Source organism: uncultured Parabacteroides sp. (assembly GCF_905196875.1).
GTDB lineage: Bacteria > Bacteroidota > Bacteroidia > Bacteroidales > Tannerellaceae > Parabacteroides.
On the sequence record NZ_CAJJWO010000023.1, the window covers coordinates 21,451 to 47,537 of the forward strand.

The 26,087-nt window shown below is 42.5% G+C and carries 20 protein-coding genes; 11 read left to right on the plus strand and 9 right to left on the minus strand.

The features are described from left to right. Positions 1 to 21 precede the first annotated feature (21 nt). The 3 genes from QZ076_RS09895 to mdh form a co-directional block, all read right to left on the minus strand. Complete coding sequence (locus QZ076_RS09895; protein ID WP_293712936.1) at positions 22 to 996, minus strand: FecR domain-containing protein; 975 nt, start codon at positions 994 to 996, stop codon at positions 22 to 24. Positions 997 to 1,082: 86 nt separating this feature from the next. Further along, on the minus strand, positions 1,083 to 1,685 hold the full coding sequence (locus QZ076_RS09900) for an RNA polymerase sigma-70 factor (RefSeq protein WP_293712938.1): 603 nt from the start codon (positions 1,683 to 1,685) through the stop codon (positions 1,083 to 1,085). Positions 1,686 to 1,768: 83 nt separating this feature from the next. Continuing rightward, on the minus strand, positions 1,769 to 2,710 hold the full coding sequence (mdh, locus tag QZ076_RS09905; RefSeq protein ID WP_293712940.1) for a malate dehydrogenase: 942 nt from the start codon (positions 2,708 to 2,710) through the stop codon (positions 1,769 to 1,771). Positions 2,711 to 2,989: 279 nt separating this feature from the next. On the opposite strand from mdh, the gene QZ076_RS09910 reads away from it, so the two are divergent. Beyond that, the gene (locus QZ076_RS09910; protein ID WP_293712942.1) at positions 2,990 to 5,776 is read left to right on the plus strand and encodes a SusC/RagA family TonB-linked outer membrane protein; all 2,787 of its coding nucleotides are present in this window, start codon (positions 2,990 to 2,992) and stop codon (positions 5,774 to 5,776) included. Positions 5,777 to 5,788: 12 nt separating this feature from the next. Beyond that, positions 5,789 to 7,414 (plus strand): RagB/SusD family nutrient uptake outer membrane protein, encoded by a 1,626-nt coding sequence (locus QZ076_RS09915; RefSeq protein ID WP_293713026.1) that lies wholly within the window; start codon positions 5,789 to 5,791, stop codon positions 7,412 to 7,414. A 64-nt stretch (positions 7,415 to 7,478) separates the two neighbouring features. Here QZ076_RS09915 and glgP read toward each other — a convergent pair whose 3' ends face one another. Next, complete coding sequence (glgP, locus tag QZ076_RS09920; RefSeq protein WP_293712944.1) at positions 7,479 to 10,049, minus strand: alpha-glucan family phosphorylase; 2,571 nt, start codon at positions 10,047 to 10,049, stop codon at positions 7,479 to 7,481. A gap of 85 nt (positions 10,050 to 10,134) precedes the next feature. Next, positions 10,135 to 11,793 (minus strand): glycosyltransferase, encoded by a 1,659-nt coding sequence (locus QZ076_RS09925; RefSeq protein WP_293712946.1) that lies wholly within the window; start codon positions 11,791 to 11,793, stop codon positions 10,135 to 10,137. Positions 11,794 to 11,919: 126 nt separating this feature from the next. Between QZ076_RS09925 and QZ076_RS09930 the strand changes: the two genes are divergently transcribed. Genes QZ076_RS09930 through QZ076_RS09940 form a run of 3 tightly spaced genes read left to right on the plus strand, consistent with a single transcriptional unit; the run spans position 11,920 to position 13,551 of the window. After that, entirely contained in the window at positions 11,920 to 12,210 is a 291-nt protein-coding gene (locus tag QZ076_RS09930) for a hypothetical protein (RefSeq protein ID WP_293712947.1), read from the plus strand. A gap of 3 nt (positions 12,211 to 12,213) precedes the next feature. After that, positions 12,214 to 12,759 (plus strand): lysophospholipid acyltransferase family protein, encoded by a 546-nt coding sequence (locus tag QZ076_RS09935; RefSeq protein ID WP_293712948.1) that lies wholly within the window; start codon positions 12,214 to 12,216, stop codon positions 12,757 to 12,759. Positions 12,760 to 12,768: 9 nt separating this feature from the next. After that, the gene (locus QZ076_RS09940) at positions 12,769 to 13,551 is read left to right on the plus strand and encodes an amidohydrolase (protein ID WP_293712950.1); all 783 of its coding nucleotides are present in this window, start codon (positions 12,769 to 12,771) and stop codon (positions 13,549 to 13,551) included. A gap of 5 nt (positions 13,552 to 13,556) precedes the next feature. Here the strand turns inward: QZ076_RS09940 and QZ076_RS09945 are convergent, their stop codons facing one another. Beyond that, positions 13,557 to 15,845, minus strand: coding sequence for a HAMP domain-containing sensor histidine kinase (locus QZ076_RS09945; RefSeq protein WP_293712952.1), 2,289 nt, complete (start codon positions 15,843 to 15,845; stop codon positions 13,557 to 13,559). 138 nt (positions 15,846 to 15,983) lie between these two features. Next, positions 15,984 to 17,903 carry a molecular chaperone DnaK gene (gene dnaK / locus QZ076_RS09950; RefSeq protein ID WP_293712954.1) on the minus strand — a complete coding sequence of 640 codons (1,920 nt, stop codon included), beginning with the start codon at positions 17,901 to 17,903 and terminating at the stop codon, positions 15,984 to 15,986. A gap of 245 nt (positions 17,904 to 18,148) precedes the next feature. Between dnaK and QZ076_RS09955 the strand changes: the two genes are divergently transcribed. Then, on the plus strand, positions 18,149 to 19,546 hold the full coding sequence (locus QZ076_RS09955) for a putative oxidoreductase C-terminal domain-containing protein (protein ID WP_293712956.1): 1,398 nt from the start codon (positions 18,149 to 18,151) through the stop codon (positions 19,544 to 19,546). Between the two features lie 50 nt (positions 19,547 to 19,596). Here QZ076_RS09955 and QZ076_RS09960 read toward each other — a convergent pair whose 3' ends face one another. Continuing rightward, positions 19,597 to 21,168: an Rne/Rng family ribonuclease gene (locus QZ076_RS09960; protein WP_075558581.1), complete on the minus strand. Its 1,572-nt coding sequence runs from the start codon at positions 21,166 to 21,168 to the stop codon at positions 19,597 to 19,599. A 226-nt stretch (positions 21,169 to 21,394) separates the two neighbouring features. Next, positions 21,395 to 21,667, minus strand: a complete 273-nt coding sequence (locus QZ076_RS09965) for an HU family DNA-binding protein (RefSeq protein ID WP_075558580.1) — start codon at positions 21,665 to 21,667, stop codon at positions 21,395 to 21,397. A 189-nt stretch (positions 21,668 to 21,856) separates the two neighbouring features. Here QZ076_RS09965 and mutY point away from each other — a divergent pair, with 189 nt between their 5' ends. The 5 genes from mutY to QZ076_RS09990 are packed head-to-tail and all read left to right on the plus strand — an operon-like array spanning position 21,857 to position 26,026. Continuing rightward, a complete protein-coding gene (gene mutY / locus QZ076_RS09970; RefSeq protein WP_293712959.1) occupies positions 21,857 to 22,942 on the plus strand; it encodes an A/G-specific adenine glycosylase in 1,086 nt (361 codons plus the stop codon). A gap of 43 nt (positions 22,943 to 22,985) precedes the next feature. Beyond that, complete coding sequence (gene ssb / locus QZ076_RS09975; RefSeq protein ID WP_293712961.1) at positions 22,986 to 23,465, plus strand: single-stranded DNA-binding protein; 480 nt, start codon at positions 22,986 to 22,988, stop codon at positions 23,463 to 23,465. A gap of 25 nt (positions 23,466 to 23,490) precedes the next feature. Further along, on the plus strand, positions 23,491 to 24,825 hold the full coding sequence (gene gldE, locus QZ076_RS09980) for a gliding motility-associated protein GldE (protein WP_293712963.1): 1,335 nt from the start codon (positions 23,491 to 23,493) through the stop codon (positions 24,823 to 24,825). Then, on the plus strand, positions 24,825 to 25,400 hold the full coding sequence (locus QZ076_RS09985; protein ID WP_293712965.1) for a gliding motility protein GldD: 576 nt from the start codon (positions 24,825 to 24,827) through the stop codon (positions 25,398 to 25,400). The genes gldE and QZ076_RS09985 overlap by 1 nt, the downstream gene beginning before the upstream one ends. Next, positions 25,400 to 26,026 carry a 4'-phosphopantetheinyl transferase superfamily protein gene (locus QZ076_RS09990; protein ID WP_293712967.1) on the plus strand — a complete coding sequence of 209 codons (627 nt, stop codon included), beginning with the start codon at positions 25,400 to 25,402 and terminating at the stop codon, positions 26,024 to 26,026. Before QZ076_RS09985 ends, QZ076_RS09990 begins: the two co-directional genes overlap by 1 nt. The last annotated feature ends 61 nt before the right edge of the window (positions 26,027 to 26,087 follow it).

Below are 26,087 nucleotides of genomic sequence, written 5' to 3' on the forward strand. Positions count from 1 at the left end.
TCATAGGCTTACTTATTTTTTTTATTTATTAGACTTATTGATTACTACTTTGTTTCCTGTTATTTCATAATTGAATCCGTATTGAATTTTCAAAGCCTCCATTACATAAGGCAATTGTTCGTTCTTGAAGGAACCGGAAATACGGTCGTTGGCTATTTCCGGACATTTCAATTCAATATTTACACCATACCATCGCTCTATTTTATGGAATACGGAGCTGAGCTTTTCTGATTCGAAAACCAGGTGGTCGCGTGTCCAGGCCGTTTCTTTTACATTATCCGTATTGTAAAGGCTGATTTTCCGGTTGCCGGAATAGATTGCTTTCTGGTTGGGTTTTAATATGAATGTTTCGGAAGGATATTTCGAATCATAAAGACGGATAGACCCTTCTATCAGGGATGTTTCGATCGAATTATTGTCGTTGTCGAGACAAACGTTGAAGCTGGTCCCCAGTACTTCTATGTTTAAATCTCCCGTTTGTACGACAAAAGGATGTTCCTTATCTTTTGAGACATGAAAATAGGCTTCCCCTGCCAGTTTGACGACACGTTTTCCGTTTTGATAGGTATATGACAGGGTACTTTCCGAATTTAATTTGACGGAGCTTTTATCCGGTAATGTTAATTGTACTTTGTTTCCTGCCGGAACTTCAGCCAGGAAGGGATCATCCGAGTCCTTTTTTTGCATAACGGATATGTTCCAGACTGTTACGGATAGTAATGCGATCACTGCGACGGTCGCAGCAATATGACGCCAGTACATAAACGTTTTCTTCTGTTGAGGCATTATTTGCTCGTGAAGTTTTTTGTGGATATTTTGTTTATGCTGTATATCCATAGCCGGATAGTTCTCATTTTCCAACCAGAATTTTTCCATCTTTTGGGATAGTTCGGTATCCGGAAGTCGATTCAAAGACTCTTTGAAGTCTTTGAATCTTTCCCGATCGGTATTTCCATTTAGGAATTGAGAATATAATTTGTTGAATGAATCAGTCATATTTTTGTCATCGTTTATAGTTACACGTAATAGCATCAAAATAGTACCACCTATTTTGATGTGTTGTAAAACATATTTGTTCGGACTTAAATAAAAAGGGCAAAGATGAAGTTGTATTTGCGTAATTCGGTGCGCAGTATCTTTAGTGCGGCGGATAAATGATTCTTTACTGTCTGCTCCGACAGGTTTGAGGCTGCTGCTATTTCAGCGTTACTCATTCCTTCTTCACGGCTGAGTTCGAAGATATTCCGTTGGGCAGGAGTAAGCTTTTGTTTGGCAATCGCCAACTTTTCCAGAAAATCGTCGTAATATATTTTCTCGACGGAGGTATTATCGAGCAAGTTTTCATCTTCACAGAAAGAAATGTAATCTTCGAAATTCGGCCGGTTTATTTGTTGGCGGAAAATATCGATCACATGATTTTTTGCAATGGTGAACAACATGGATTTGAAAGATCCTTCCACAGATAGGGAAGCCCTCATGCTCCACAATTTAAGGAAAGTCTCCTGAACAATATCTTCTGCTTGTACAACCGACTTGGTATGTAATAAGGCAAACCCGTACAGGGAATCTGCGTATACATTATATAATGTATCAAAAGCTTCGTGAGAACCTTCACGAAGCTTATTTATAGTTTCGCTATGTATGGATTTTTCATGCATAATATAATACTGGCTTGTCTTAGGCATGTAAAGATAGAAATTGTTATAAACAAAAAAAGAGAATTCCACCCGGAATCCTCTTTTTTTGTTTATTTCAGTCGTTTACCTGCTTATAAGGCACCAACTTCTTTCAATGCTTCGTTTGTGCTCTTAACAGCAGCAGCGCTCTTAGCGAACAATTCTTTTTCTTCAGCAGTCAGTTCCAGTTCAACGATCTTTTCAACACCGTTGCGGCCGATGATAGCCGGAACACCGATACAGATGTCTGACTGTCCGTATTCGCCTTCCAAGGCTACGCAAGAAGGAATCATCTTCTTCTGGTCGTGAAGGATAGATTCTACTACATAGGCTCCTGCTGCACCCGGTGCATACCATGCAGAAGTACCCAGCAGTTTAGTCAGTGTAGCACCACCAACCATAGTAGAAGCAACCACTTCCTGCAGCTTTTCAGCGCTCAACAATTTGCTGACAGGGATACCTTTGTAAGTAGCCAGACGAGCCAACGGAATCATTGTAGTATCACCGTGACCACCGATTACCATACCTTCTACTTCATTAGCATTGCATCCCAGCGCCTGAGACAAGAAATATTTGAAACGTGAGCTATCCAGTGCACCACCCATACCGATGATACGGTTTTTCGGCAGACCCAGAGATTTCAATGACAGGTAAGTCATTGTATCCATCGGGTTAGAGATAACTACGATAATTGCATTCGGAGAATATTTCAGGGTGTTTTGAGCTACACTTTTAACGATACCAGCGTTAACACCGATCAACTCTTCACGAGTCATACCCGGTTTACGAGGAATACCTGAAGTGATAACTACAACATCAGAATTTGCAGTTTGAGCATAGTCGTTAGTGCAACCTACAACTGTTGTATCAAAACCCAGCAGCTGAGCTGTCTGCATCATATCCATTGCTTTACCTTCGGAAACACCTTCCTTAACATCAAGCATTACAACTTCGTCTGCCACTTCATTGAAGGCAAGAACATTTGCGCAAGTAGCACCTACATTACCGGCGCCAACAACTGTTACTTTAGACATAATAATAAGTTTTATATGTTATTACTTATAAAAATACTTCCTGTTTTTAACGTGGACAAAGGTACAATGTATTGGCGAATAAAGAAATATTTCCGTAAATAATTTATCGGCTCCTATTATTAATTATCACTAAATGCTAATCGCTATTCCTTCTTCTACAAATGACACGTTGCGTAGACGATAGAAGGAGAGCGAACAAATTGTGGATATAAATGAACAATCATTGCTGTTCCGGCGTTTTTATCATAAGGGGTCTTTTAATCTTAAATCAGTTGTAATATGACTAATTCATTTAATACCTGTTTAAGGGGGGTAATCACCTTCACTTTCCTGTTGTTTCTTGGTTGCCGGTTTACGGCTCAGGCGCAGATCGCTCCGTTATTACCGGATACGTTCCGGACGACTGTTCCCGACAGTGTGATAATGGATGATGAGATGGCTATCGGGTATGCTACTGGTAGCCAGCGGACTATTTCCGGTTCAATCGATAAGGTTTCCGAGAAACGTATGAATAAGGGCTTTGTATCCAGTTCACTGAATGCTCTGAGCGGGCAGGCAGCGGGTGTCAGTATTTCTACGGGAGCCAACAGGGCGGCTGCTTTGAGTTCCGTCCGGGTGAGGGGGACAACTTCACTGACAGGTGGTAACGATCCGTTGGTCATTATCGACGGGGTTTCTTCCGACCTGAATACGCTTAGTGCCATTTATCCGGCGGATATAGAGAGTTTTACTATCCTGAAAGATGCTTCCGAAACAGCGCAGTATGGTTCGCGTGGTGCTTCGGGGGTGATCGAGGTGGCGACGAAGAAAGGGAAAGGCGGTGCGTTCAGTATCAGTTATGACGGTAGTTTCGGGGTTGAGGCTGTCTATAAGAATATGAAGATGTTGTCGGGGGATGATTTCCGGGTAGTGGCGGCGGACCGCAATATCGATATACTCGATCTGGGATATAATACGAATTTCCCGGATGAGATTACTCGTACAGGGATCGTACAGAATCACCATATCGCTTTGGGCGGTGGTTCGGAGACTTCCAATTACCGTGCATCCCTGGGTGTTATGGATCGTGACGGGGTGGTTCGGACAAATGATTTCCAGAATTTTACCGTTAAACTGGATATTTCCCAGAAGGCTTTCAACGACAGGCTGAAGATCGATATGGGAGTATTTGGTTCTCTACAAAAGAACAGTTACCTGAATGATATTCAAAAGACGTTTTATTCGGCGGCGGCGTTCAACCCGACATTCCCCAATCACCGGGATGAACAGACCGGAGGATGGAACGGGGTAACCAATGCCAGCCAGATCACCAATCCACTAGCCTGGCTGGAGGTGAAGGATGACGATTCGAATGCTCATTTTAATACGCATTTGAAGTTTACGGTCAACCTGAATAAATATCTTAAGTTTTCGGCATTCGGCTCCTATACTTATAATGTAATAGACAATTCCCAATATCTGCCTACTACGGTATGGGCGCATGGGCAGGCCTATAAAGGAGAAAGGAAGATGGAAGATATATTGGGGAATATCATGTTGAGTTACTCCAACAGTTGGGGTAAGCATCAACTGGATGCGCTTGGGCTGGCAGAGGCACAGAAGAATATCCTAACCGGCTTTTATACGACGGTAACGAATTTCTCGACGGATAAATTCGGTTATAATAACCTGCAGGCAGGTGCGGTTCGTTTGTGGGAAGGTACCAATTCGTATTATGAAGATCCCCGACTGAGTTCTTTCCTGGGACGTGTGAATTATGTTTATGCCGGGCGTTATGTGGCAACGGTCAATGCCCGTGCGGATGCTTCGTCGAAGGTCGGGAAAAATAATAAATGGGGATTCTTTCCTTCCGTTTCGGCTGCCTGGGTGGTGAGTGAAGAGGCGCTTATGAAGCAATTTACGTTTCTGAATAACCTGAAGATACGTGCCGGTTACGGTTTATCCGGTAACCAGGATGCTATCGACTCTTATAACTCCCTTCAGTTGGTTAAACCTAACGGGGTTGTTTCTGTCGGAGGAACCCCGACCGTGACGATGGGGGTTATACGAAACGCTAATCCTGATTTAAAGTGGGAGGTGAAGCGTACGGTGAATGCAGGTATAGATGTCGGCTTTTTCCGTAACCGGCTGTTGATGACTGTTGATTATTATAATTCGAAGACGAGTGATATGCTTTACCTGTATGATGTGAGCGTTCCGCCCTTTGCTTATAATAAATTGTTGGCAAATCTGGGAGCTATGCGTAACAGTGGTGTCGAACTGGGGTTCGGGGTTACTCCTTTACAAACAAAAGACCTGGAGCTGAGTGTAAATGTCAATGTGACCTTCCAGCAGAACAAATTGCTTTCCCTGAGTGGAGTTTATAAGGGAGAACAAATGTCGGCTCCCCAATATACCAGTATCTCCGACTTGAACGGGGCAGGTTTCCACGGGGGATATAATCATATTGTCTATCAGGTGGTAGGACAACCGTTGGGTGTTTTTTATCTTCCTCATTGTACCGGGTTGACACAGATGGAAAATGGTGGTTATAAATATGAAATAGCCGACCTGAATGGTGGTGGTGTGAATATTGAAGATGGGGAAGACCGTTATATAGCCGGGCAAGCTACTCCTAAAACAATGCTGGGGTCGAATATCAGTTTCCGGTATAAATACTTCGATATTTCTTTACAGATAAATGGTGCTTTCGGCCATAAGATTTATAATGGTACAGCTCTTACCTATATGAATATGAATAGTTTTCCCGATTACAACGTGATGAAAGGAGCACCAGAACAGAATATCCAGGATCAGACGGCAACAGACTACTGGCTGGAAAAAGGCGATTATATCAACTTCGATTACCTGACTGTCGGGTGGAATGTCCCGCTGGGTAAATGGAAGAAATATGTGCGGAACCTGCGCTTGTCGTGTTCAGTCAACAATCTGGCGACAATTACCGGATATTCCGGCCTTACGCCTATGATTAACAGTTATATTGTAAATAATACTCTGGGAATAGACGATAAGCGGAATTATCCGGTTTACCGTTCTTATACTGTCGGTCTGAGTTTCCAATTTTAATGGTTTATTATGATGAAAAAGTTAGTTTTACTATCCGGTATATTAGGTGTCTGTACGTTTTTGTCATGCAGTAAGTTCCTGGAAGAGAACCCGCGGGATCAGATATCGGAGGAAGATGCTTATGATAATGCCACCTCGGCTTATCTGAATACGGTGGCTACTCTTTATAATTATGTCGGAGGTTTCGCTGACAGTCAGGGATTACAAGGTACTTACCGGGGAGTCTACGACCTGAATACTTTTACTACCGACGAAGCGATCCTACCTACCCGCGGCGGCGACTGGTATGACGGTGGTTTCTGGCAAGGGTTGTTCCTGCATAAATGGGGTGTCAACAGCGATGCGATACGGGCGACCTGGGAATATTTGTATAAGGTGATCGTGTTGAGTAACAAATCGCTGGAACGTCTGGATGAGTTTTACAAGCAGACAAACAATAAATATATTCCGGCTTATATGGCTGAGGTCAGGGCTTTCCGGGCGATGTATTATTACTATCTGGTCGATCTGTTCGGACGTGTTCCGCTGGTATTGTCTTCTTCCACCCCGATGAAGGAGGTGAAGCAGAGTACCCGTGCAGAAGTCTTTGAATTTGTCGTGAAGGAGTTGCAAGAGTCGTTACCGTTTCTAAGTATGGAGCGGAGTAACCGCTTGGGCGACTATTACGGTCGTATGACCCGTCCGGTGGCTTATTTCTTGTTGGCAAAATTGGCGTTGAATGCGGAGGTTTATACGAATAACAACTGGACAAGCGGTAGCCGTCCGGATGGAAAGAGCCTGTTCTTTGAGGTGGGCGATCAACGCTTGAATGCCTGGCAAACAGTAATGGCATACTGCGATTCCATTACTATACAAGGTTATCAGCTATCCCCTGATTATGAAAATAACTTTTCTGTGTTCAATGAAACATCGGTAGAGAATATATTTACCATTCCAATGGATAAGAATTTTTACACTAACCAGATGCAATATCTGTTTCGTTCCCGCCATTATAACCATGCCAAGGCGTATGGGCTATCGGGTGAAAACGGTTCCTCTGCGACTATCGAGGCACTTCGTACTTTCGGCTATGATACGGATTCGGTAGATGCGCGTTTCGATAAATGTTATTTTGCCGGTATCATGCTTGACCTGAATGGCGATACCATCCGGCTGGATAACGGGGATATCTTGGTTTATTTGCCCTGGGAGGTGGATCTCGATGTGTCGGGAAGAGCTTCCGAAAAGGTGGCTGGTGCCCGTATGAAGAAATATGCGATCGATAAAACAGGCACTAAGGATGGTAAACTGTCGGATAACGATATTGTTTTGTTTCGTTATGCCGATGTTTTGTTGATGAAAAGTGAAGCAAAAGTACGTAACGGAGAGAATGGTGATGCGGAATTGAATCAAGTTCGTTCACGTGTGGGAATGCCTGACAGGAGGGCTACTCTGCATAATTTGCTGGCAGAACGCCAGCTTGAGTTTGCCTGGGAAGGATGGAGGCGCCAGGATTTGGTCCGTTTTGGCCTGTTTACTCGTTCGTATAGTAGTCGTCCGCAATTGCCGGATGAAGAGAATGGATATACGACCGTTTTTCCTATACCTGAAAATATTTTATTATTGAACGGTAACCTGACACAGAATCCGGGATATTGATTTAAACAAAAAAGGATGTTCCATTTTTGGAACATCCTTTTTATATCTGTTATAGAATTATTTCTTATAACTGGATCCAGCGAATGTATGCGAAGTCCATACGATGAGGTAATTCTTTATTTACAGGGTAAATACGGAAGCCCATCTTGTGAATACCTGCTTCACTCGGAGTTGTTTTCAATTCGAAGAACAGTTTAGATCCTTCTTCTTTCTTCAACTCGAACTGTTTTGTGTAAACTAATTCAAGCTGGTGATTTTCTGAATTTTCTTTGGTTACAACCACTTCAGCACCTAACATTCCCTGAAGATCTTTACGATCGATCACCAGGTTGAATGAATATTCCTTACCAACAACAGGGCTGTCGACAGCCAAGTCCTGGCTACAAGTAAATGAATCTACCTGGAAGCTATCCCAATGCTGGGCAACTTCTTCTTTCCATGCTGCGATAGCTTTGGCTTCGGCAAAACTGCTTTCGCGCAGATGGGCCGAACGGGTAGCCAGTTTATTATAGAAACGGTCAATATAGTCGTCCAACATACGTTTCATCGTATAGTCAGGAGCGATCTGTGACATAGAGTTCTTGATGCACTGAATCCATTCCGGAGAGTATCCTTTACTGTTTTTAGCATAGTAAGTCGGGATGATCTCTGTTTCCAGGATATGATAGATTGTTGCAGCATCCAGTTGATCCTGGTACTGTTGGTTTTCGTAAGTACGTTTGTCGGTCAATGCCCAACCTGCACCTTCTTTATAACCTTCATACCACCATCCGTCAAGAACAGAGAAGTTCAATACACCGTTCATTTCAGCTTTTTCGCCGGATGTACCGGAAGCTTCCAACGGACGTGTCGGAGTGTTCAACCAAACATCGACACCTGCGATCAGGTGACGCGCCAGACGCATGTCGTAGTTTTCGAGGAAGATGATCTTTCCCAGGAATTCCGGACGGCGTGAGATTTCAACGATATGTTTGATCAATCCCTGGCCACCACCGTCTGCCGGGTGAGCTTTTCCTGTAAATACGAACTGGATCGGATATTTTTCATTGTTTACGATCTTAGCCAGGCGGTCAAGGTCAGTGAACAACAAGTGAGCACGTTTGTAAGTCGCGAAACGACGTCCGAAACCGATCAACAATGCGTTCGGGTTGATCTTTTCAAGAACAGATACTACCTTTGATGGATCGCCCTGGTTTTTCAGCCAGTTCTGTTTGTACTGAACTTTGATATATTCGATCAGCTTCTTCTTTAATGTTTTGCGGATATCCCAGATATCATCGTCGCCTATATTCTGAATAGCTTCCCAGTATTTTTTGTTTGACTGGTCGGCGAAGAACTTCTTGTCAAAGTGTTCGTGGAAGAAACGTTTCCATTCGGTAGAAGCCCATGTAGGCATGTGTACACCGTTGGTAACCCAGCTAACATGAAGTTCATCGGGGAAATAACCTTTCCATACCGGAGCGAACATCTTTTGTGATACTTTACCGTGCAACCAGCTTACGCCGTTTGCTTCCTGGCAAGTGTTCAGAGCGAATACACTCATAGAGAACTTTTCGTTTGAACCCGGGTTTTCGCGTCCCATATCGATAAATTCCTGCCAGCTGATACCCAGCTTGCCGGGGAATTCACCCATGTAACGACCGAACAGGCCTTCGTCAAAATAGTCATGTCCTGCGGGAACCGGCGTATGTACTGTATAAAGGGCAGACGCACGTACAACTTCTAATGCTTGGTTAAAGGTTAGTCCGTCGTTCTGAATGAAGTCAACCAGGCGTTGAGCATTTATCAATGCTGCATGGCCTTCGTTACAATGGTAAATTTGTTTTTTGATACCAAGTTTGTTGAGCATCATGATACCACCGATACCTAACAGGTATTCCTGTTTCATACGGTTTTCCCAGTCGCCACCATATAACTGGTGAGTGATCGAACGGTCCCATTCGCTGTTCTGAGGAATGTCAGTATCCATCAGGTATAAAGGCACACGGCCCACGCTTACCTTCCAGATATGAGCATATACGGTTCTGCCTGGGTAAGGAACTTCCAATACCATCGGTTCGCCGTTAGACTGCATAACCTGGGTGAGAGGCAATGCGTTGAAGTTTTGCGGTTCGTAGTTTGCGATCTGCTGTCCATCCATTGACAGTGATTGGGTGAAGTATCCGTAACGATACAAGAAACCGACTGCTGTCAGGTCGATATTACTGTCGCTGGCTTCTTTCAGATAGTCGCCGGCCAGAACACCCAGACCTCCTGAATAGATCTTCAGGATATTAGTCAGACCATATTCCATACTGAAATAGGCTACAGAAGGTTTTGTTGTGTCGGGTTTAGCGTCTACATATTTTCTGAAGCTTGCATAAACTTCCTGGATTTCAGCCATCAGAACTTTGTCTGCCTGAATCTCCTCAATACGTTTGTATGATAAGCTTTGGAGTAGAAGAACCGGATTTCCTTCTGTGGAAACCCATAGGTCTTTGTCGATTTTTCCAAATAATTTAGCTCCGTCATGATTCCATACCCACCAAAGATTGGTAGCAATTTCGTGTAAGGGCTGGAGTGCTTCTGGGAGCATCGAATGTGAATAAACGTCCTTCCAGATCGGACTGTTTGCGTTATTCGCTTTGATTTTCATTATTGTGAGATTTAAAAATGTTTCATTAAATAAAATGTAAAAACCGCTGCAAAGATAGGATTATCTTGTTAATAATGAGCAATATTTAATTGTTTCTTTTAGCGGCAGCCTTTAATGCTTCGTTGAAGGCTATCTGATAATAAACAATGAATTTGCTCCATTCTGCTTTCTTTGCAAGTTCAAAACAACGTTTACGTATTTCTTCAACCTCTTTTTCGTTTTTCTTCACGAGTGAGAGAATTGAAGCAGTGATAGCATCGGCAACGTCGAAATAATTGAAGTCGGTTCGGTCGATAACGGCCACTCCGTCGCTGATGTTCTTGCCGGAGACACTTTTTTCCGCCCAAAGACCGAATCCGGCCAGATTGGTGGTCACTGTCGGTATGCCAAAAGCAACACTTTCCAGTGGAGTGTATCCCCAGGGTTCGTAGTACGATGGATAAACGGTAACATCCATACCGATCAGCAGATCGTAATATGGCTTATTGAAGATACCGTCGCGCCCATCCAGATAACAGGGTACAAATACTATTTTCAATTTTTCGATAGCCTGATTGGTAAATCCGGCGTGCGAAATATAATTTAAAACCTTATCCTGCTCCATTAGGTTCATCCAATGGGTAATAAAAGGCATTTGTAGGGGAGAAGTAGTCTTGATATTCTTTTCGATGACTTCCTTCAGGTCTGCACGAGCATCGCGAACCCAGGCCGGAACCATAATGAATGCCACGACTTCACGTTGCAATTCTCCGGAGTTACGAACACGGTTCATAGCTTCGATAAAAACGTCGATACCTTTATTACGGTATTCGTAACGTCCGCTGGTCGATACCAGCAATGCATCCGGTGAGATGGTACAGCCCAGTAACTTTTCAGCTACATTAATCAATGTTTGACGGGCCTCCGTACGTTTTTTTGTATATTCTTTTCCTTCAGGAACAAAATTCGGTTCAAAGCCATTCGGGGTAACAATATCCGGAGCTTTGTCCAGTAATTGTTTGCATTCGCAGGCTGTGATGTCACTAACGGTAGTAAAACAATCCACATGATGGGCAGCCTGTTTTTCCAGCGAGTGTTTTGCTTCCATGTTCAACTCCTTCGCCATCTGGTCGCCGTTGTATCCATCCATATAAGCATACAGTGCTTTGTTATTTCCTGCAATGGAACGGCCTATGGAGGTGGCATGGGTGGTGAATAAAGTGGCAATAGCAGGGATCTGCTTTTTTATGTAAAGCGCTCCCATACCAAGCATCCATTCGTTGAACAGTGCTGTGACCTTCTTGTCTGAAAGATTGTAGAAGTTGTAAAAACTTTCAATTACTTTACCTACAGCATAAGCAAAAATGCAGGACTCGTCGTAGTCGCCGTAAGCATGCATCGAATCTACACGGAAGTTCTCCCACATAGAATAAAAGAATGCATCTCTCTCACTGAAAAAAGGTTTGAAGTCGACCAATACGACAGGAGGAGTACCCGGCACATTCCAACGGCCGACCTTCATTCTTAGTTTATCAATGGTTTTTGCATGTTGTATCCAATCTGCAAACAGCGTGTTGTCTTCAAGAAAATCGGGGGCATTTGTGTTACCCCACACATCAGGTCCGATAAAGATCACCTTATCGTTAAACATCTGTTGCAGTGTATGCGCCTTTGTTGAAAGAACAGTGTAGATGCCTCCTACCTTATTACAGACTTCCCAACTGCTTTCAAAGAGATAATCTGGCGTTGTAATCTTTGTATCCATAAACGATTTTGTTTATAATCAGAGAATTCGAAGGTGCAAAGATACATTATTTTTATCTTTTTTCCCCGTGTATGAGTTATTTAATAAAGGATTTTGTAGATTTGTGGATATTTTAATATGAAAATTATGGCTAAAAGAAGAATTTTAAAGAAAGAAATCAGCTACGTAGCAGGTGAGTTATTTTCTGAAGTATTGGTATGTAAACTCTTCATTCCTGGTATTGAAGAAGATAAGGCTGATGTGCTGATGGCAAGAATACTTGATATGCAGGACGAATTTATCCGTCGTGCCGGTACTCCGGATGCAAAGGATAATAAAACGTTGGTAAAAGAATATTATCGTAAACTCAGAAACGATTTGCAAACAGAAGTAAACGCCATTGCAGACGAAATAGGAGCGCTAAGCAAAGATAAGTAAATAATGAAGAAAGCAATCAGTAAGGCACTTCTTCGCATGGCCGGATGGAAAATGGGACCGCTGGGCGAAGATGTGCCGAAGTGTGTGATATGCGTTGCCCCGCATACCAGCAACTGGGATTTTATTATCGGAAAGTTATTTTATACGGCGGCAGGGCGTAACGCCAGTTTTCTTATCAAAAAGGAGTGGTTCTTTTTTCCATTCAACCTGCTGTTTTCGTGGCTGGGTGGGGTACCTGTCGACCGGCATCAACGGACTTCGGTAACCGATCAGATGGTTGAAGTGTTTAATAAACGTAAGATCTTCCAATTGGCCGTTACCCCGGAAGGTACGCGGAAGAAAGCGGAGGAGTGGAAAAAAGGTTTTTATTATATAGCGGAGAAAGCACAGGTCCCTATTATGATTGCCTATTTCGATTATGCAAAGAAGGAGGCGGGAATTAAGGGACTGTTTTATCCGACTGGGAATGCAGAAAAGGATATTCATACAATTCGCGAATATTATCGGGATGTGACAGCTTGTCATCCGGAGAATTTCGTAAAAGTTTAATTTACTATTATGGCAGACAGTTTACGTATCAGTATGATCCAATCCCATATTATTTGGGAGGATAGAGACGAGAATCTTGGTTACTATGGGGAGTTGCTCCGGCGTGTGAGCGGAAAGACGGATATTGCCGTTCTTCCGGAAACATTTACAACCGGTTTTTCCATGGATGTGGAAAGATTGGCTGATACGATGGACGGGCCGACTATACCGACAATAAAAGGTTGGACTAAAAAGTATAACCTGGCAGTTGTCGGTAGTTTTATTGTAAAGGAAGGTGAGAACTATTTCAACCGTGCTTTTTTCATCACTCCTGAAGGAGAAGAATTTTATTACGACAAGCGGCATCTGTTTCGTATGGCTGGGGAAGATAAGCATTTTACGGCAGGAAATGAACGGACGATCGTAAGGTATAAGGACTGGAGTATTTGTTTACAGGTTTGCTACGACCTTCGTTTTCCGGTATGGAGCCGTAACATAAATAATGAATATGATCTGTTGATCTATGTTGCAAACTGGCCTGAACCTCGTAAAAAGGTATGGAAGTCGCTTCTTCCTGCCCGGGCCATTGAAAATATGGCTTATGTCTGTGGTGTAAACCGTGTGGGTATCGATGGAAAAGGTATTACTTATCGGGGTGATTCCATGCTCTTTTCTCCGAAAGGGAAGAAGCTGGCGGATGCCGGTAAGCGGGAAGAAATTACGAGAACCTGCATTTTGTTGAAGAGCGAATTGAACGATCTGAGGGAAAAATTTCCAGCCTGGAAAGATTCCGATTCTTTTTCGATAGACTAAATAGATCAGGCTGGAGAGTGTAAAGGTAGCGTTATGGTAAAACGACTACCTTTTTTTTCTTCTGACAGAAGTTGGATTTTGCCACCAAAACGTTGAATAATTATTTGACAAATAGCCAAACCTAATCCTGTTCCTTGAGCAAATTCATCCAGTTTATTGAAACGTTCGAAAACACCTTGTTGTTTATCCAGAGGAATACCGATACCTGTGTCTTCTACAAATATATCTACCATTTTTTGTTCCGGATTATTGATATATCCGATTTTTATATACCCGTTTTGGGTAAACTTCGAAGCATTATTTATAAAATTGGTTATGACTTGAGTTAAGCGGTGGAAGTCCGTTTCAAGCATACAGGCTTGATCGGGTATTTCTAACTTCAGTTCTACTCCCGAAGGCATCAACAACTGGTGTGTGTGATATATCTTATTCATCAAATCAGTCAGATTGCATATAGCAAAGGTGAATTCCATCTTTCCGGATTCAATGCGTGATAAATCCAGAATATCGTTTATTAGTTTTAATAACAAGTCTGAATTAGAACTGATCAAGTCCTGAATTTCTTTTTTTTCTGCTATTGATAATTCAACATCCTCTTCTGTTATAATATTAGAGAAACCTACGATTGCATTTAGTGGAGTTCGTATTTCATGGCTCATATTTGCAAGAAACGCCGACTTCATTTTATCTGATTCTTCGGCTTTTTGCCGTGCTTCTATTAATTCCTGTTCGGCTTCTTTTATTTTTTGAATGTTAAAGCATAGTCCGTTGAAAATATCCTTCTCTTTATTATATATGTATCTGAATTCCCACCATTGATATCTTTGATTGTTGAAATTACATCGGAACCGTGTGATATTGTTTGTATTGATGCCGGCATAGGCATCTATAATGCTTTGTTTGAAAATAGTTAAGTCCTCTGGATAAATGTAGGCTTCAAACTCATGCAGTGTGAAATCTTTTTCTGTTATTCCTACAAATGTGTAAAATTCTTTATCAAAAGAAAATTGCTTGTCATTCAGTTCGAATGCGAATACTTTTCCTCCTACTACTGCCAGAGATAGAAACCGTTCTCCTTTCTTTAATTTTTCCAGTGCCTGTCGTTTGTTTTTGTTTTCTCGCAAATAGAGGTATGTCAGATAACTGATCAGAGAGAGGATGGCGAGTATTAAAAATGATCCGAAGGATACGATATAAGATTTGTATCGTGTATGGAATGGCATATTGATAATATTATAGTTTGCAGGAATATCATTCCTTGAAACGCTCCAGCGTTCGACATCGGCCCAATCCAGTATATACTCTTTGGGGCTTCTTTTGATAGGTATATTTTCGACATTGCATCCTTTTAGTATTTGAGTAACTATGTTTACAGACTCCTTAATCTGGGTCTCATAAGATGTGATATAACCACCAATAATGCCTTCTTTAAAGCCAAAACCTTCATTTACGACAGTGAATGTAGGGGCATCGGCATATAACCCCAGACGTTTGGATGAAAAATCCCTTTTGCTTTGTACGAAAACAGAGTTGCGCGCTAATCCGGATAACGACCATAACAGACTGTTGGAAGATGATTCACGGGAATTAATCAGCGCATAAAACATTTTTGAAGGTTTTATCATCTGTGTATATGAGAGACTGTCAGGTATCATTGTTATAGTCCTGTCTTCATTCACTATATATTTAAAATTACCGGGTTTATCAGGTTTAGGAGTTTTTATTTCTTCAAAGAATCTGTCTGTCGTTTGCCTACCTAAATAAGTATTGTCCATCCAGATGTTAATTTTCATTGGACCAAAAAGCTTTTCGATCATTTGACTTGTCTTGATAAATTCAGGTCTATCCCATAAGCCGGTAACATTGGGATATTGTTTTATTATGTTCCAATTCGGAAAATTTACTCCTGCAAAGACAACCGGAACTTCTTTAACAAAAGGATGCTGACACGCAAATAGGGAGTAAGTAGCTTGGTCATCGTATACTAGGATTACTTCCGGATGCCAGTTTTGTATGGTGTCCAGGAAATTATATATTCTGGTTTTTTCATCCGATTCATTGTATGAATCGCAGTCCAGATAGAAAAAATGTAATTCTATATTATGATTTTGCTTTTTCAATTCGGCAAAGATATCGTGCTCTACTTTGGCATATCCGCTATATTCTTGTTCATATGATTGTATGACTAATATTCTGTGTCTTTGCTTTGAACCGGAATGGGCACAAGAACTAAGTGCTACTATGAATAGCAGCATTAACAGAATAGAAATCTGTGAAAGCAGACGTTTTTGCATAATCGTTATACTAGCGGGTGCAAATATAATAAGGAGGCTTTGATTATCTATGAATGATTGCAATTTTATTTCATGAAAAAAGCGACTGCCAGATATTTGTCCGACAATCGCTTTTTATCTTATGTGGTAAATGTAATCTTACTTTACTTCCTCGAAGTCTACATCGGTTACGCCACCGTCTTTGCTACCACCGGCATTGCCGTTAGCTTGCTGTTGGCTACCGAAATCAGGACCTGGTTGTGCACCGCCCTGAGCATTCTGAGCGTTATACATCTCCTGGCTTGCTGCCTGGAATACGGTATTCAGTTCAGTCATAGCAGCATCGATACCTGCAACGTCCTGGGCTTTGTGAGCTTCTTTCAGCTTGTTCAAAGCAGCTTCGATAGGAGCTTTTTTGTCAGCCGGAAGTTTATCACCCAGATCTTTCAACTGCTTTTCAGTCTGGAAGATCATACTGTCTGCCTGGTTCAGTTTGTCGATACGTTCTTTTTCTTTCTTATCGGCTTCTGCGTTTGCGGCAGCTTCGTCTTTCATACGTTTTACTTCGTCGTCGCTCAAGCCACTGGAAGCTTCGATACGGATACTCTGTACTTTACCAGTTCCTTTATCTTTTGCAGATACATTCAGGATACCGTTAGCATCAATATCGAAAGTTACTTCGATCTGAGGCACACCACGCTGTGCAGCAGGTATTCCATCAAGATGGAAGCGGCCGATCGATTTGTTATCCTTAGCCAAAGAGCGTTCACCCTGCAGGATGTGGATTTCTACAGACGGTTGGTTGTCGACAGCTGTTGTAAATGTTTCCGATTTCTTGGTAGGGATAGTTGTGTTAGCTTCGATCAGCTTAGTCATCACACCACCCATTGTTTCGATACCCAGAGACAACGGAGTAACATCCAGCAGCAATACGTCTTTTACTTCACCTGTCAATACACCACCCTGGATTGCAGCACCTACAGCTACTACTTCATCCGGGTTAACACCTTTGGAAGGAGCTTTACCGAAGAATTTTTCAACGATAGCCTGTACAGCAGGGATACGTGTAGAACCACCTACCAGGATTACTTCGTCGATATCGGAAGTACTCAAACCAGCATCTTTCAATGACTGACGGCAAGGTTCGATACAAGCCTGGATCAGGCTGTCTGCCAATTGTTCGAATTTAGCACGTGTCAATGTTTTAACGAGGTGCTTTGGAATGCCGTTAACCGGCATAATATACGGTAGATTGATTTCTGTACTTGTGGTACTTGATAATTCGATCTTTGCTTTTTCAGCAGCTTCTTTCAGACGTTGCAATGCCATCGGGTCTTTACGCAGGTCGACACCTTCTTCACGCAGGAATTCTTCTGCCAGCCAGTCGATGATCACGTGGTCAAAGTCATCACCACCCAAGTGAGTATCACCGTTTGTTGATTTTACTTCGAATACACCGTCACCTAATTCAAGGATTGAAATATCGAATGTACCGCCACCAAGGTCGAATACGGCAATCTTCATATCTTTGCTTGTCTTGTCAAGACCATAAGCCAATGATGCGGCAGTCGGTTCGTTCACGATACGACGAACATTCAGACCTGCAATTTCACCTGCTTCTTTTGTTGCCTGACGTTGAGCGTCGCTAAAGTAAGCCGGAACAGTGATAACTGCATCTGTAACTTCCTGTCCTAAATAATCTTCGGCTGTTTTCTTCATCTTCTGAAGAACCATTGCTGAAATTTCCTGCGGAGTGTACAGACGACCTTCGATATCCACACGCGGAGTGTTATTGTCGCCGCGTACTACTTTATAAGGTACACGATTGATTTCTTTTGTTACCTGATCGTATGTTTCACCCATGAAACGTTTGATAGAGAATATTGTTTTTTCAGGATTGGTGATAGCCTGACGTTTTGCGGGATCACCTACCTTACGTTCGCCGCCTTCTACAAAAGCAACGATTGAAGGAGTTGTTCTTTTACCTTCGCTGTTAGCAATAACAACCGGTTCGTTACCTTCCAGTACGGCAACACATGAGTTGGTTGTTCCTAAGTCGATACCAATAATTTTTCCCATAATTCGATAATATTTTAATTGTTATTATTTTTCGTCTTTGCTTTTTCTCTTGTCGAGTTGCACCAATTAGTATACAAAACGTATGCCAAAGTAACAATGAATGGTTCTGAATTGTTTTTGCTGTCAGAAATAATGACAATACGGCAGTTGTTAAAACGATATATTTTTATCTTTGTGGCATAAGAAGGAATATGGCATAATTTATATGTAAAGAAAAGACTATTATCAATTAAATCGTTTATAAAATGAAAAACTATCTAGTTTTTACCATGGCTACACTTTTATTGGGGACTTCCTGTTCCTCTAATAAAAAAGAACAGCTTGAAGGGTTTACAGGTGCTCCGGGGGAAGTCAAACTCATAACACTCGATCCCGGTCATTTTCATGCGGCCCTGGTACAGAAAGTATCTTATCCACAAGTTTGTAAAGATGTTTATGTGTACGCACCCGGTGGCTTTGATGTGGATGAACACCTGAAACGTATTGAAGGGTTCAATACACGTGCAGAGAACCCGACCGGGTGGAATGAAATTGTTTATACAGGTTCCGATTACTTGGAAAAGATGCTCTCAGAAAAGAGCGGGAATGTAATGATTCAGGCCGGTAACAACGGAAAGAAGACCGAATATATAAAGAAGACACTTGAAGCCGGTATTAATGTGCTTTCAGACAAGCCTATGGCGATCAATAGTCAGAATTTTAAATTGCTGGAAGAGTGTTTCGATATTGCCAGGCAAAAGAATATTCTGCTATATGACATTATGACGGAAAGGAATGAGATCACAACCCTACTGCAACGTGAACTTTCAATGATCCCGGCTGTATATGGAGAGCAATTGAAAGGATCTCCGGAGGAGCCGGCTATTGTGAAGGAAAGTGTTCATCACCTATTTAAACTGGTGGATAATAAACCATTGACCCGTCCGGTGTGGTATTTTGACGTGACTCAGCAGGGGGAAGGTATTGTTGATGTAACGACTCATCTTGTGGATCTCGTTCAGTGGGAAGCTTTTCCCGGGCAGATCATCGACTATAAAAAAGATATTGAGTTAGTCGATGCGAACCGTTGGACGACTTCAATCAGTCCGGAAGAGTTTAAACAAGTGACTGGTACTGATGCTTATCCCGATTTCTTGAAAAAGGATGTCGTAAACGATACGTTGAAAGTATATTGTAACGGTGATATCGTATATAAGATCAAAGATGTAACGGCTAAAGTTTCAGTTATCTGGAATTACACTTTCCCGAAAGGTGGTGGTGATACTCATTTCTCCGTCATGAAAGGAAGTAAGGCCGACTTGATTATCCGTCAGGGTAAAGAGCAGGGCTATAAGCCGGAATTATATATAGAGGCACTGTCCGATATTGATCTGGCTACTTATGAAAAAGAACTGGCTGCTGCCATGTCGACCGTGGCTGATAAATATCCGGGAATTGCTTTAAATAAGATTTTGGATAATGTATGGCAGGTTCAGATTCCTGCAACATACAGGGTAGGGCATGAAGCTCATTTCGGACAGGTGATGGAAAATTATCTGCAATATTTGCAGGATGGAAAATTGCCGGACTGGGAAGTCCCGAATATGATCGCCAAGTATTATGTGACAACGCATGCGTTGGAGATGGCGAAGGCAAAGAAGTAAGGAAATGTGATAAAAAAAGCCCCGGAGCGATAACTTCGGGGCTTTTTTTATTACTTCATTTCCTTTTCCTCCATCATGTCGAGTTCATTCTTGTCGGAATCAATAAATTTGTATTCCAGAAAACCCAGACTTTGGTTAGGAATGACTTTCATACTCATGGAGTATTTCAGTTTCCATTTCATGCTAAGGGGATAAAGCCCCTTGTTTACGAATGCTGCTACGTAAGGATGTACGTGCAGGGCGAATTTCTTCACATTGTGTTTGTTTACCAGACAGTCGATCTTTCCCTCCAGATTGTCGGTGAATAGGATCGAAGGTTTGATTGTTCCTGTGCCGAAACAGGTGGGGCAAGATTCCGTTGTATCTACATCCATTGCCGGGCGAACCCTTTGGCGGGTAATCTGCATCAGACCAAACTTACTTAAAGGCAGGATGTTGTGTTTGGCCCGGTCGTTTACCATCGCTTTAGACATGTGTTCGAACAGCTTCTGTCGGTTGGCTGCTTCAGCCATATCGATGAAGTCGACCACAATAATACCGCCCATATCGCGAAGACGAAGCTGGCGTGCTATTTCGTCGGCGGCAGCTGTGTTTACGTCGATAGCTGTTTTTTCCTGGGCATCGCTTCCTTTGGAACGATTGCCGCTGTTAACGTCTATCACATGCATGGCTTCGGTGTGCTCGATAATCAGGTAAGCTCCACTTTTATACGTAACCGTACGTCCGAACAACGATTTGATTTGCTTGGTGATACTGAAATTGTCGAAGATCGGCAGTTCACCGGTATATCGCTGTACGATCTCTTCCCTCCCGGGAGCGATCAGGCTGACATAATCGCGGATGTTATGGTAAACATCTGCATCGTTTACGTAAATATTCTGGAAAGACGGGTTGAATATATCACGGAGCAAGGCCACAGTACGTGCCGTTTCTTCATATACGATCGACGGTACTTTTAACTTTGGAACCTTGACGATGTTTTCTTCCCACCGTTTCACTAATGTCTTTAATTCATGGTCGAGTTCTGCAACACGTTTACCTTCTGAAGAAGTACGCACTATAACACTGAAGTTTTTCGGCTTGATGCTCTGGATTAACTGCCGCAAACGGGCACGTTCCTCACTCGACTTGATTTTTGTGGAGACTGAGACCTTATCGGCAAATGGTATCAACACGATATATCTTCCGGCAAAAGATAGTTCGGAAGTCAATCGCGGACCTTTTGTTGAGATCGGCTCTTTGGCAATTTGCACCAACACCTCTTGTCCGACTTTAAGCACATTACTTATACTTCCGTCTTTTTCAATTTCGGGGAGTATCTGCATTTTTGAAATGGCAGGGATCTTTTTCTGATCGCTGAGTGCCTGTTTGAGGAACTTCTGTTGGGTGTTGAAGTTCGGACCTAAGTCCAGATAGTGAAGAAATGCGTCCTTTTTATACCCTACATCAATGAAAGCAGCATTCAACCCCGGCATCAGTTTTTTTACTTTGCCAAGATAGATATCGCCGACGGCAAACGAAACATTGCGGGCCTCTTTTTGTAGCTCCACAAGGTTTTTGTCTTCCAGGACGGCAATAGATACCTCTTTGGGTTGTACATCAACTACTAATTCACTTATCACTTGAAAGTGGGTTTTAATTCAGACCTTTCTAAATACGCAAAGAACAAACTTAAAAGGTCACTTATTAAGTTTGTTCTTTAGAGTTTTCTTGTCAGATAGACTTATTTCTTTTTATGTCTATTCTTTTTCAGTCTCTTTTTGCGCTTGTGCGTAGACATTTTATGTCTTTTTCTTTTCTTTCCGCTAGGCATTGTTTCTAAATTTTAAATTAAACTATAATTACTAATTACTTAACTTCGTTCAGGAAGGTTTTAGCCGGCTTGAATGAAGGGATGTTATGCTCCGGAATGATGATCGTAGTATTCTTTGAAATATTACGAGCAGTTTTCTGAGCTCTCTTCTTAATAACGAAACTTCCGAATCCCCTCAGGTAAACGTTTTCTCCTTCAGATAATGAACTTTTTACAATATCCATAAAAGATTCTACGCTACTCAATACCGTCTGCTTATCGATACCGGTACTTTTAGCAATTTCGCTAACAATATCTGCTTTAGTCATGTCTATAAATTAATTAATGATTTGGACCTATTAATTTTTTGGAATGCAAATATATAGCTTTTTATTTAAGTGGAAAAAGAATTGCCCGCCATTTTTTAATAAAAAAGATTCCTTACAATTCATTATATCTGTGTATGTTTGCATTAATCAACGAGTTGAGAGTTTTAAAAGTACGAAAACAGGACAAATATGTCACAATTGAAAAATGAACTGGAAACCAGCAATATGCTGCTTGACTGGTACAAAACGAATAAAAGGGCTTTACCATGGAGGGAGTCGTCCGATCCCTATATAATCTGGATATCAGAAATAATTCTTCAACAAACCCGTGTTGCTCAGGGGATGGATTATTTTTATCGTTTCACCGGGCGTTTCCCCGATGTGGCTTCTCTGGCCTCTGCCGAAGAAGACGAGGTATTGAAATATTGGCAGGGATTGGGTTATTACAGCCGTGCCCGGAATCTGCACGCGGCAGCCAAAAGTATCATGGATACCTTTGGGGGTGTTTTCCCGAGTGAATATAAAGATGTATTGTCTTTAAAAGGGATCGGCGAATATACGGCTGCCGCCATTGTGTCTTTTGTTTGGAATAAACCTTATCCGGTTGTCGACGGGAATGTTTTCCGGGTGTTATCCCGTTTGTATGCGGTCGATACGCCTATCGATACGGCAAGCGGTAAAAAACAGTTTACCGAGTTGGCGGGGATCGTGATGAATCCGGAAAAGGCCGGACTTCACAACCAGGCAATCATGGAGTTCGGCGCCTTACAATGTGTGCCTCAAAATCCGGATTGCGACATTTGCCCGTTAAAAGAACGTTGTATGGCATATGCTTCCAACCAGATACAACGTTTTCCGGTAAAGCAGAATAAAACAAAAACACGTCCCCGCTATTTCCATTATCTATACATTATATATAAAGGGCAGACCTGGCTTTCGCGCCGGGGTAAAAAGGATATATGGGAAGGGCTTTATGAATTTCCCCTTATCGAGACGGAGCAACCTATGGACTTTGCCGGTTTACAAAAAACGGAAGCTTTCAAACTGTTGTTCGAAGGAGCCGGCCAGTTGAATGTCTCAGTAGATATACCGGAAATAAAGCACGTCTTGTCCCATCAGGTCTTGCATACGGCTTTTTACCGGATAGAAATAGAGAAAATCAACGAGGCTTTGAATTCGTATCTGGTTGTTCCGTATGAAGATATCGAGCGTTATGCCGTTCCCCGTCTTATACATATTTATTTAGAGAAATTAAATGGAAACTTGTCAGAATGATCGAATTTATGTTTCTTTGTAAGATATTAAAAGAATTATTACTATGTCATTGAATAAAGTCATTTTGATCGGTAACGTGGGCAAAGATCCCGACGTTCGTTATTTCGACAGCGGTGCCGCTGTTGCAAACTTCCCTTTGGCAACTTCGGAAAGAGGTTACACACTTGCAAATGGTACGGTTGTGCCCGAAAGGACAGAATGGCACAATATTGTGGTGCGTCGCGACCAGGTTGCCTTTGTTGAAAAATGGGTGAAGAAAGGTTCGGGCGTTTATGTGGAAGGAAAGATCCGTACCCGTAGCTATGACGATCAAAGTGGTGTAAAGCGCTATGTTACGGAAATTCATGCAGACCGTATCGAATTTTATAACACAGGCTCGAAGCCCGCTGACGGAGCGTCATCTAATAGCGGAACAGGTTTCCAGCAGGGAGGACAACCGCAGGCAACGTCTTATCAGCAACCGGTTTCACAACAACCGGATATTTCTTCGGATTCAAACAGTGCGGATGATCTTCCGTTCTGATATTGTTTAACTAATACGGTTCCCCTTGGACTCAGACTATTATTTATCGGGCTTATTTGACCAGGTAACTATGCAGGCACTTACAGCAGGTCCTGTTATAGCATTAAGCCTCGCTTGTATACTGCTGTTAGTGTCCGGCTTCGTGTCGGCATCAGAAGTGGCATTCTTTTCTCTTACCCCGGGTGACATCAATGACATCCGGGAAGAGAATTCTCCTTCAGATCCACTTATCAGAAAACTTCTGGACCGTTCCGAATATTTGCTTGCAGCTATTCTGATTGCAAATAACTTTGTGAATGTAGCTGTCGTTATGCTTTGTACCTATGGTATCAATGCCCTGGTTAACTTCTCGGCTGTACCGGCTTTAGGCTTTGTGCTCGAAACGATCATACTTACTTTTCTCCTTTTACTTTTTGGCGAGATCATGCCCAAGATCTACGCACAGAAGAACTCTCTTCGCTTTGTTCGCCGTTCGGTTTCTGTTTTGAATATGATCGAACGTATCTGTCGCCCGCTATCGAAGGTGTTGGTGACTTCTACCTCTGTTATTAACAAGGCGCTCGTTAAAAAGAGATACGACCTTTCTGTCGATGAACTTTCTAAAGCGCTCGAACTGACTTCTACTGAAATTCCTGAAGAGAAAGAAATGTTGGCCGAGATCATCAAGTTCTATAATAAAACGGCAGATGAGATTATGACTCCCCGTCTGGATATGGAAGATATCGAGATAAAGACCAACTTTCGTAATGTGATCGATTTCATTATTAAGTCCGGTTATTCCCGTATCCCCATATATGCAGACTCGGAGGATAATATCAAAGGTATTCTCTATATCAAGGACTTGCTGCCCTATATCGAAAAACCGGATACATTCCGTTGGCAGAGCCTGATCCGTCCGGCTTACTTTGTTCCTGAGACGAAGAAGATCGACGACCTGCTGGAAGAATTCCGGACTAACAAGATACATATGGCGATCGTGGTAGACGAGTTCGGCGGAACTTCCGGTATCGTTACGATGGAAGATATCCTGGAAGAAATTGTCGGAGAGATTTCCGATGAATATGATGAAGATGAGAAACAATTCATCCGTCTGGCAGACGGTAGCCTGATTTTCGAAGCCAAGATACTGTTGACAGACTTTTTCCGTGTGATCAATGCCGACCCGTCTGAGTTTGGAAAGTTGACGGAAGATGTGGAAACACTGGCCGGCCTTCTGTTGGAGATAAAAGGAGATTTCCCTCGTCGTCGGGAGATTCTCGATTATGACAAGTATCGTTTCCAGGTTCTCGAAATGGATAACCGTCGGATCCTTAAGGTGAAATTTAATCGTATTCCAGCTGGAGAGAAAGGAGAGGAGTGATGAAGTCTATTCTGTCGGGTCTGTTTTTCCTGTTTTTTCTGTTGTGTATCTCCTGTACGGAATATACGCCGAAACCGCGTGGTTATTTCCGGATCGAACCACCACAGGCCCGTTATCAGCCTTTACCTCTCGACAGTTTACCTTACGGGTTTAATGTCTCCCAGTTGGTAACCGTAGAACTTCCTCCGCAGGGAAGTCCGGAGGGATGGATCAACCTGTCTTATCCTTCTTTAGGTGTAAAAGTATATTGCAGTTACCTGCCTGTTACACGCAAAACATTACAGACAGCCGAGATGGAGTCCCGTTCGTTGGTTTCCCGGCAGGCCAAACAAGCCAATGCCGTGAAGGAACAGGCTTACAGCAATCCGGATGAAAAAGTATACGGTTCCTTGTTTTTGCTCGACGGCGAGTCAGCATCTCCTGTGCAGTTCATGCTGACGGACAGTTCTTCAAACTTTTTTCGTGGGGCTTTATATTATGATTGTGTGCCGAACGCTGACTCTTTGGCCCCCCTGACTGATTATTTGCGGAAGGATATTATTGAGTTGATACAATCTTTTAGCTGGAAGAAATAATGCCTGTCATCCTGAAACATACATCACCTTTGCTGGGTGTCTGGAAGATTGAAGAGACTTCGGATGAATTACTCTCCATGTTGGATTTCCGCCCGGATTATTTACCGTTTCTCCAACATATAAAAACAGAGAAACGTCGCCAGGAATGGTTAGCCAGCCGTGTCCTCCTGAAAGAACTGGCCGGTTCGGAACTTATCATCCGCTATCATGAAGACGGTGCACCCTATTTGTCCGACTCTGCTTATCATCTGAGTATTTCCCATACGAATGGTTATGCCGCCGTTCTATTGCAACAACAGCCCGCTGCCGGTATAGATATCGAATATTATTCTCTGCGGATATTGAAGATACGCCGCCGTTTTATGTCTCCTGAAGAGGATGCCTCCGTTTCTTCTATTAATGAAGTCAATCATTTACTTATCTATTGGTGTGCTAAAGAAGCCTTATTTAAAATGATCCGGCAGCAGGATGTCGACTTTATCGAACATTTGCATATCGAACCTTTCACTTATGCAGACTCCGGACAAATCCACGCCTACGAAACCCGGACGCCGGATGCCAGGTCCTACACTTTGAACTATGAAGTATATCCCGCCTTCATACTGGTGTATAGTATCTCTCAATAAATAAGACCGGGCCTTTCATTCCCTTGGCTGTGTTTTGCCATTTAAAACGCAATGTTTTGCC

Coding starts and splice junctions, on each gene's coding strand:
- QZ076_RS09895 (WP_293712936.1), bottom strand. CDS start 996: ATGACTGATTCATTCAACAAATTATATTCTCAATTCCTAAATGGAAAT.
- QZ076_RS09900 (WP_293712938.1), bottom strand. CDS start 1,685: ATGCCTAAGACAAGCCAGTATTATATTATGCATGAAAAATCCATACAT.
- mdh (WP_293712940.1), bottom strand. CDS start 2,710: ATGTCTAAAGTAACAGTTGTTGGCGCCGGTAATGTAGGTGCTACTTGC.
- QZ076_RS09910 (WP_293712942.1), top strand. CDS start 2,990: ATGACTAATTCATTTAATACCTGTTTAAGGGGGGTAATCACCTTCACT.
- QZ076_RS09915 (WP_293713026.1), top strand. CDS start 5,789: ATGAAAAAGTTAGTTTTACTATCCGGTATATTAGGTGTCTGTACGTTT.
- glgP (WP_293712944.1), bottom strand. CDS start 10,049: ATGAAAATCAAAGCGAATAACGCAAACAGTCCGATCTGGAAGGACGTT.
- QZ076_RS09925 (WP_293712946.1), bottom strand. CDS start 11,793: ATGGATACAAAGATTACAACGCCAGATTATCTCTTTGAAAGCAGTTGG.
- QZ076_RS09930 (WP_293712947.1), top strand. CDS start 11,920: ATGGCTAAAAGAAGAATTTTAAAGAAAGAAATCAGCTACGTAGCAGGT.
- QZ076_RS09935 (WP_293712948.1), top strand. CDS start 12,214: ATGAAGAAAGCAATCAGTAAGGCACTTCTTCGCATGGCCGGATGGAAA.
- QZ076_RS09940 (WP_293712950.1), top strand. CDS start 12,769: ATGGCAGACAGTTTACGTATCAGTATGATCCAATCCCATATTATTTGG.
- QZ076_RS09945 (WP_293712952.1), bottom strand. CDS start 15,845: ATGCAAAAACGTCTGCTTTCACAGATTTCTATTCTGTTAATGCTGCTA.
- dnaK (WP_293712954.1), bottom strand. CDS start 17,903: ATGGGAAAAATTATTGGTATCGACTTAGGAACAACCAACTCATGTGTT.
- QZ076_RS09955 (WP_293712956.1), top strand. CDS start 18,149: ATGAAAAACTATCTAGTTTTTACCATGGCTACACTTTTATTGGGGACT.
- QZ076_RS09965 (WP_075558580.1), bottom strand. CDS start 21,667: ATGACTAAAGCAGATATTGTTAGCGAAATTGCTAAAAGTACCGGTATC.
- mutY (WP_293712959.1), top strand. CDS start 21,857: ATGTCACAATTGAAAAATGAACTGGAAACCAGCAATATGCTGCTTGAC.
- ssb (WP_293712961.1), top strand. CDS start 22,986: ATGTCATTGAATAAAGTCATTTTGATCGGTAACGTGGGCAAAGATCCC.
- QZ076_RS09985 (WP_293712965.1), top strand. CDS start 24,825: ATGAAGTCTATTCTGTCGGGTCTGTTTTTCCTGTTTTTTCTGTTGTGT.
- QZ076_RS09990 (WP_293712967.1), top strand. CDS start 25,400: ATGCCTGTCATCCTGAAACATACATCACCTTTGCTGGGTGTCTGGAAG.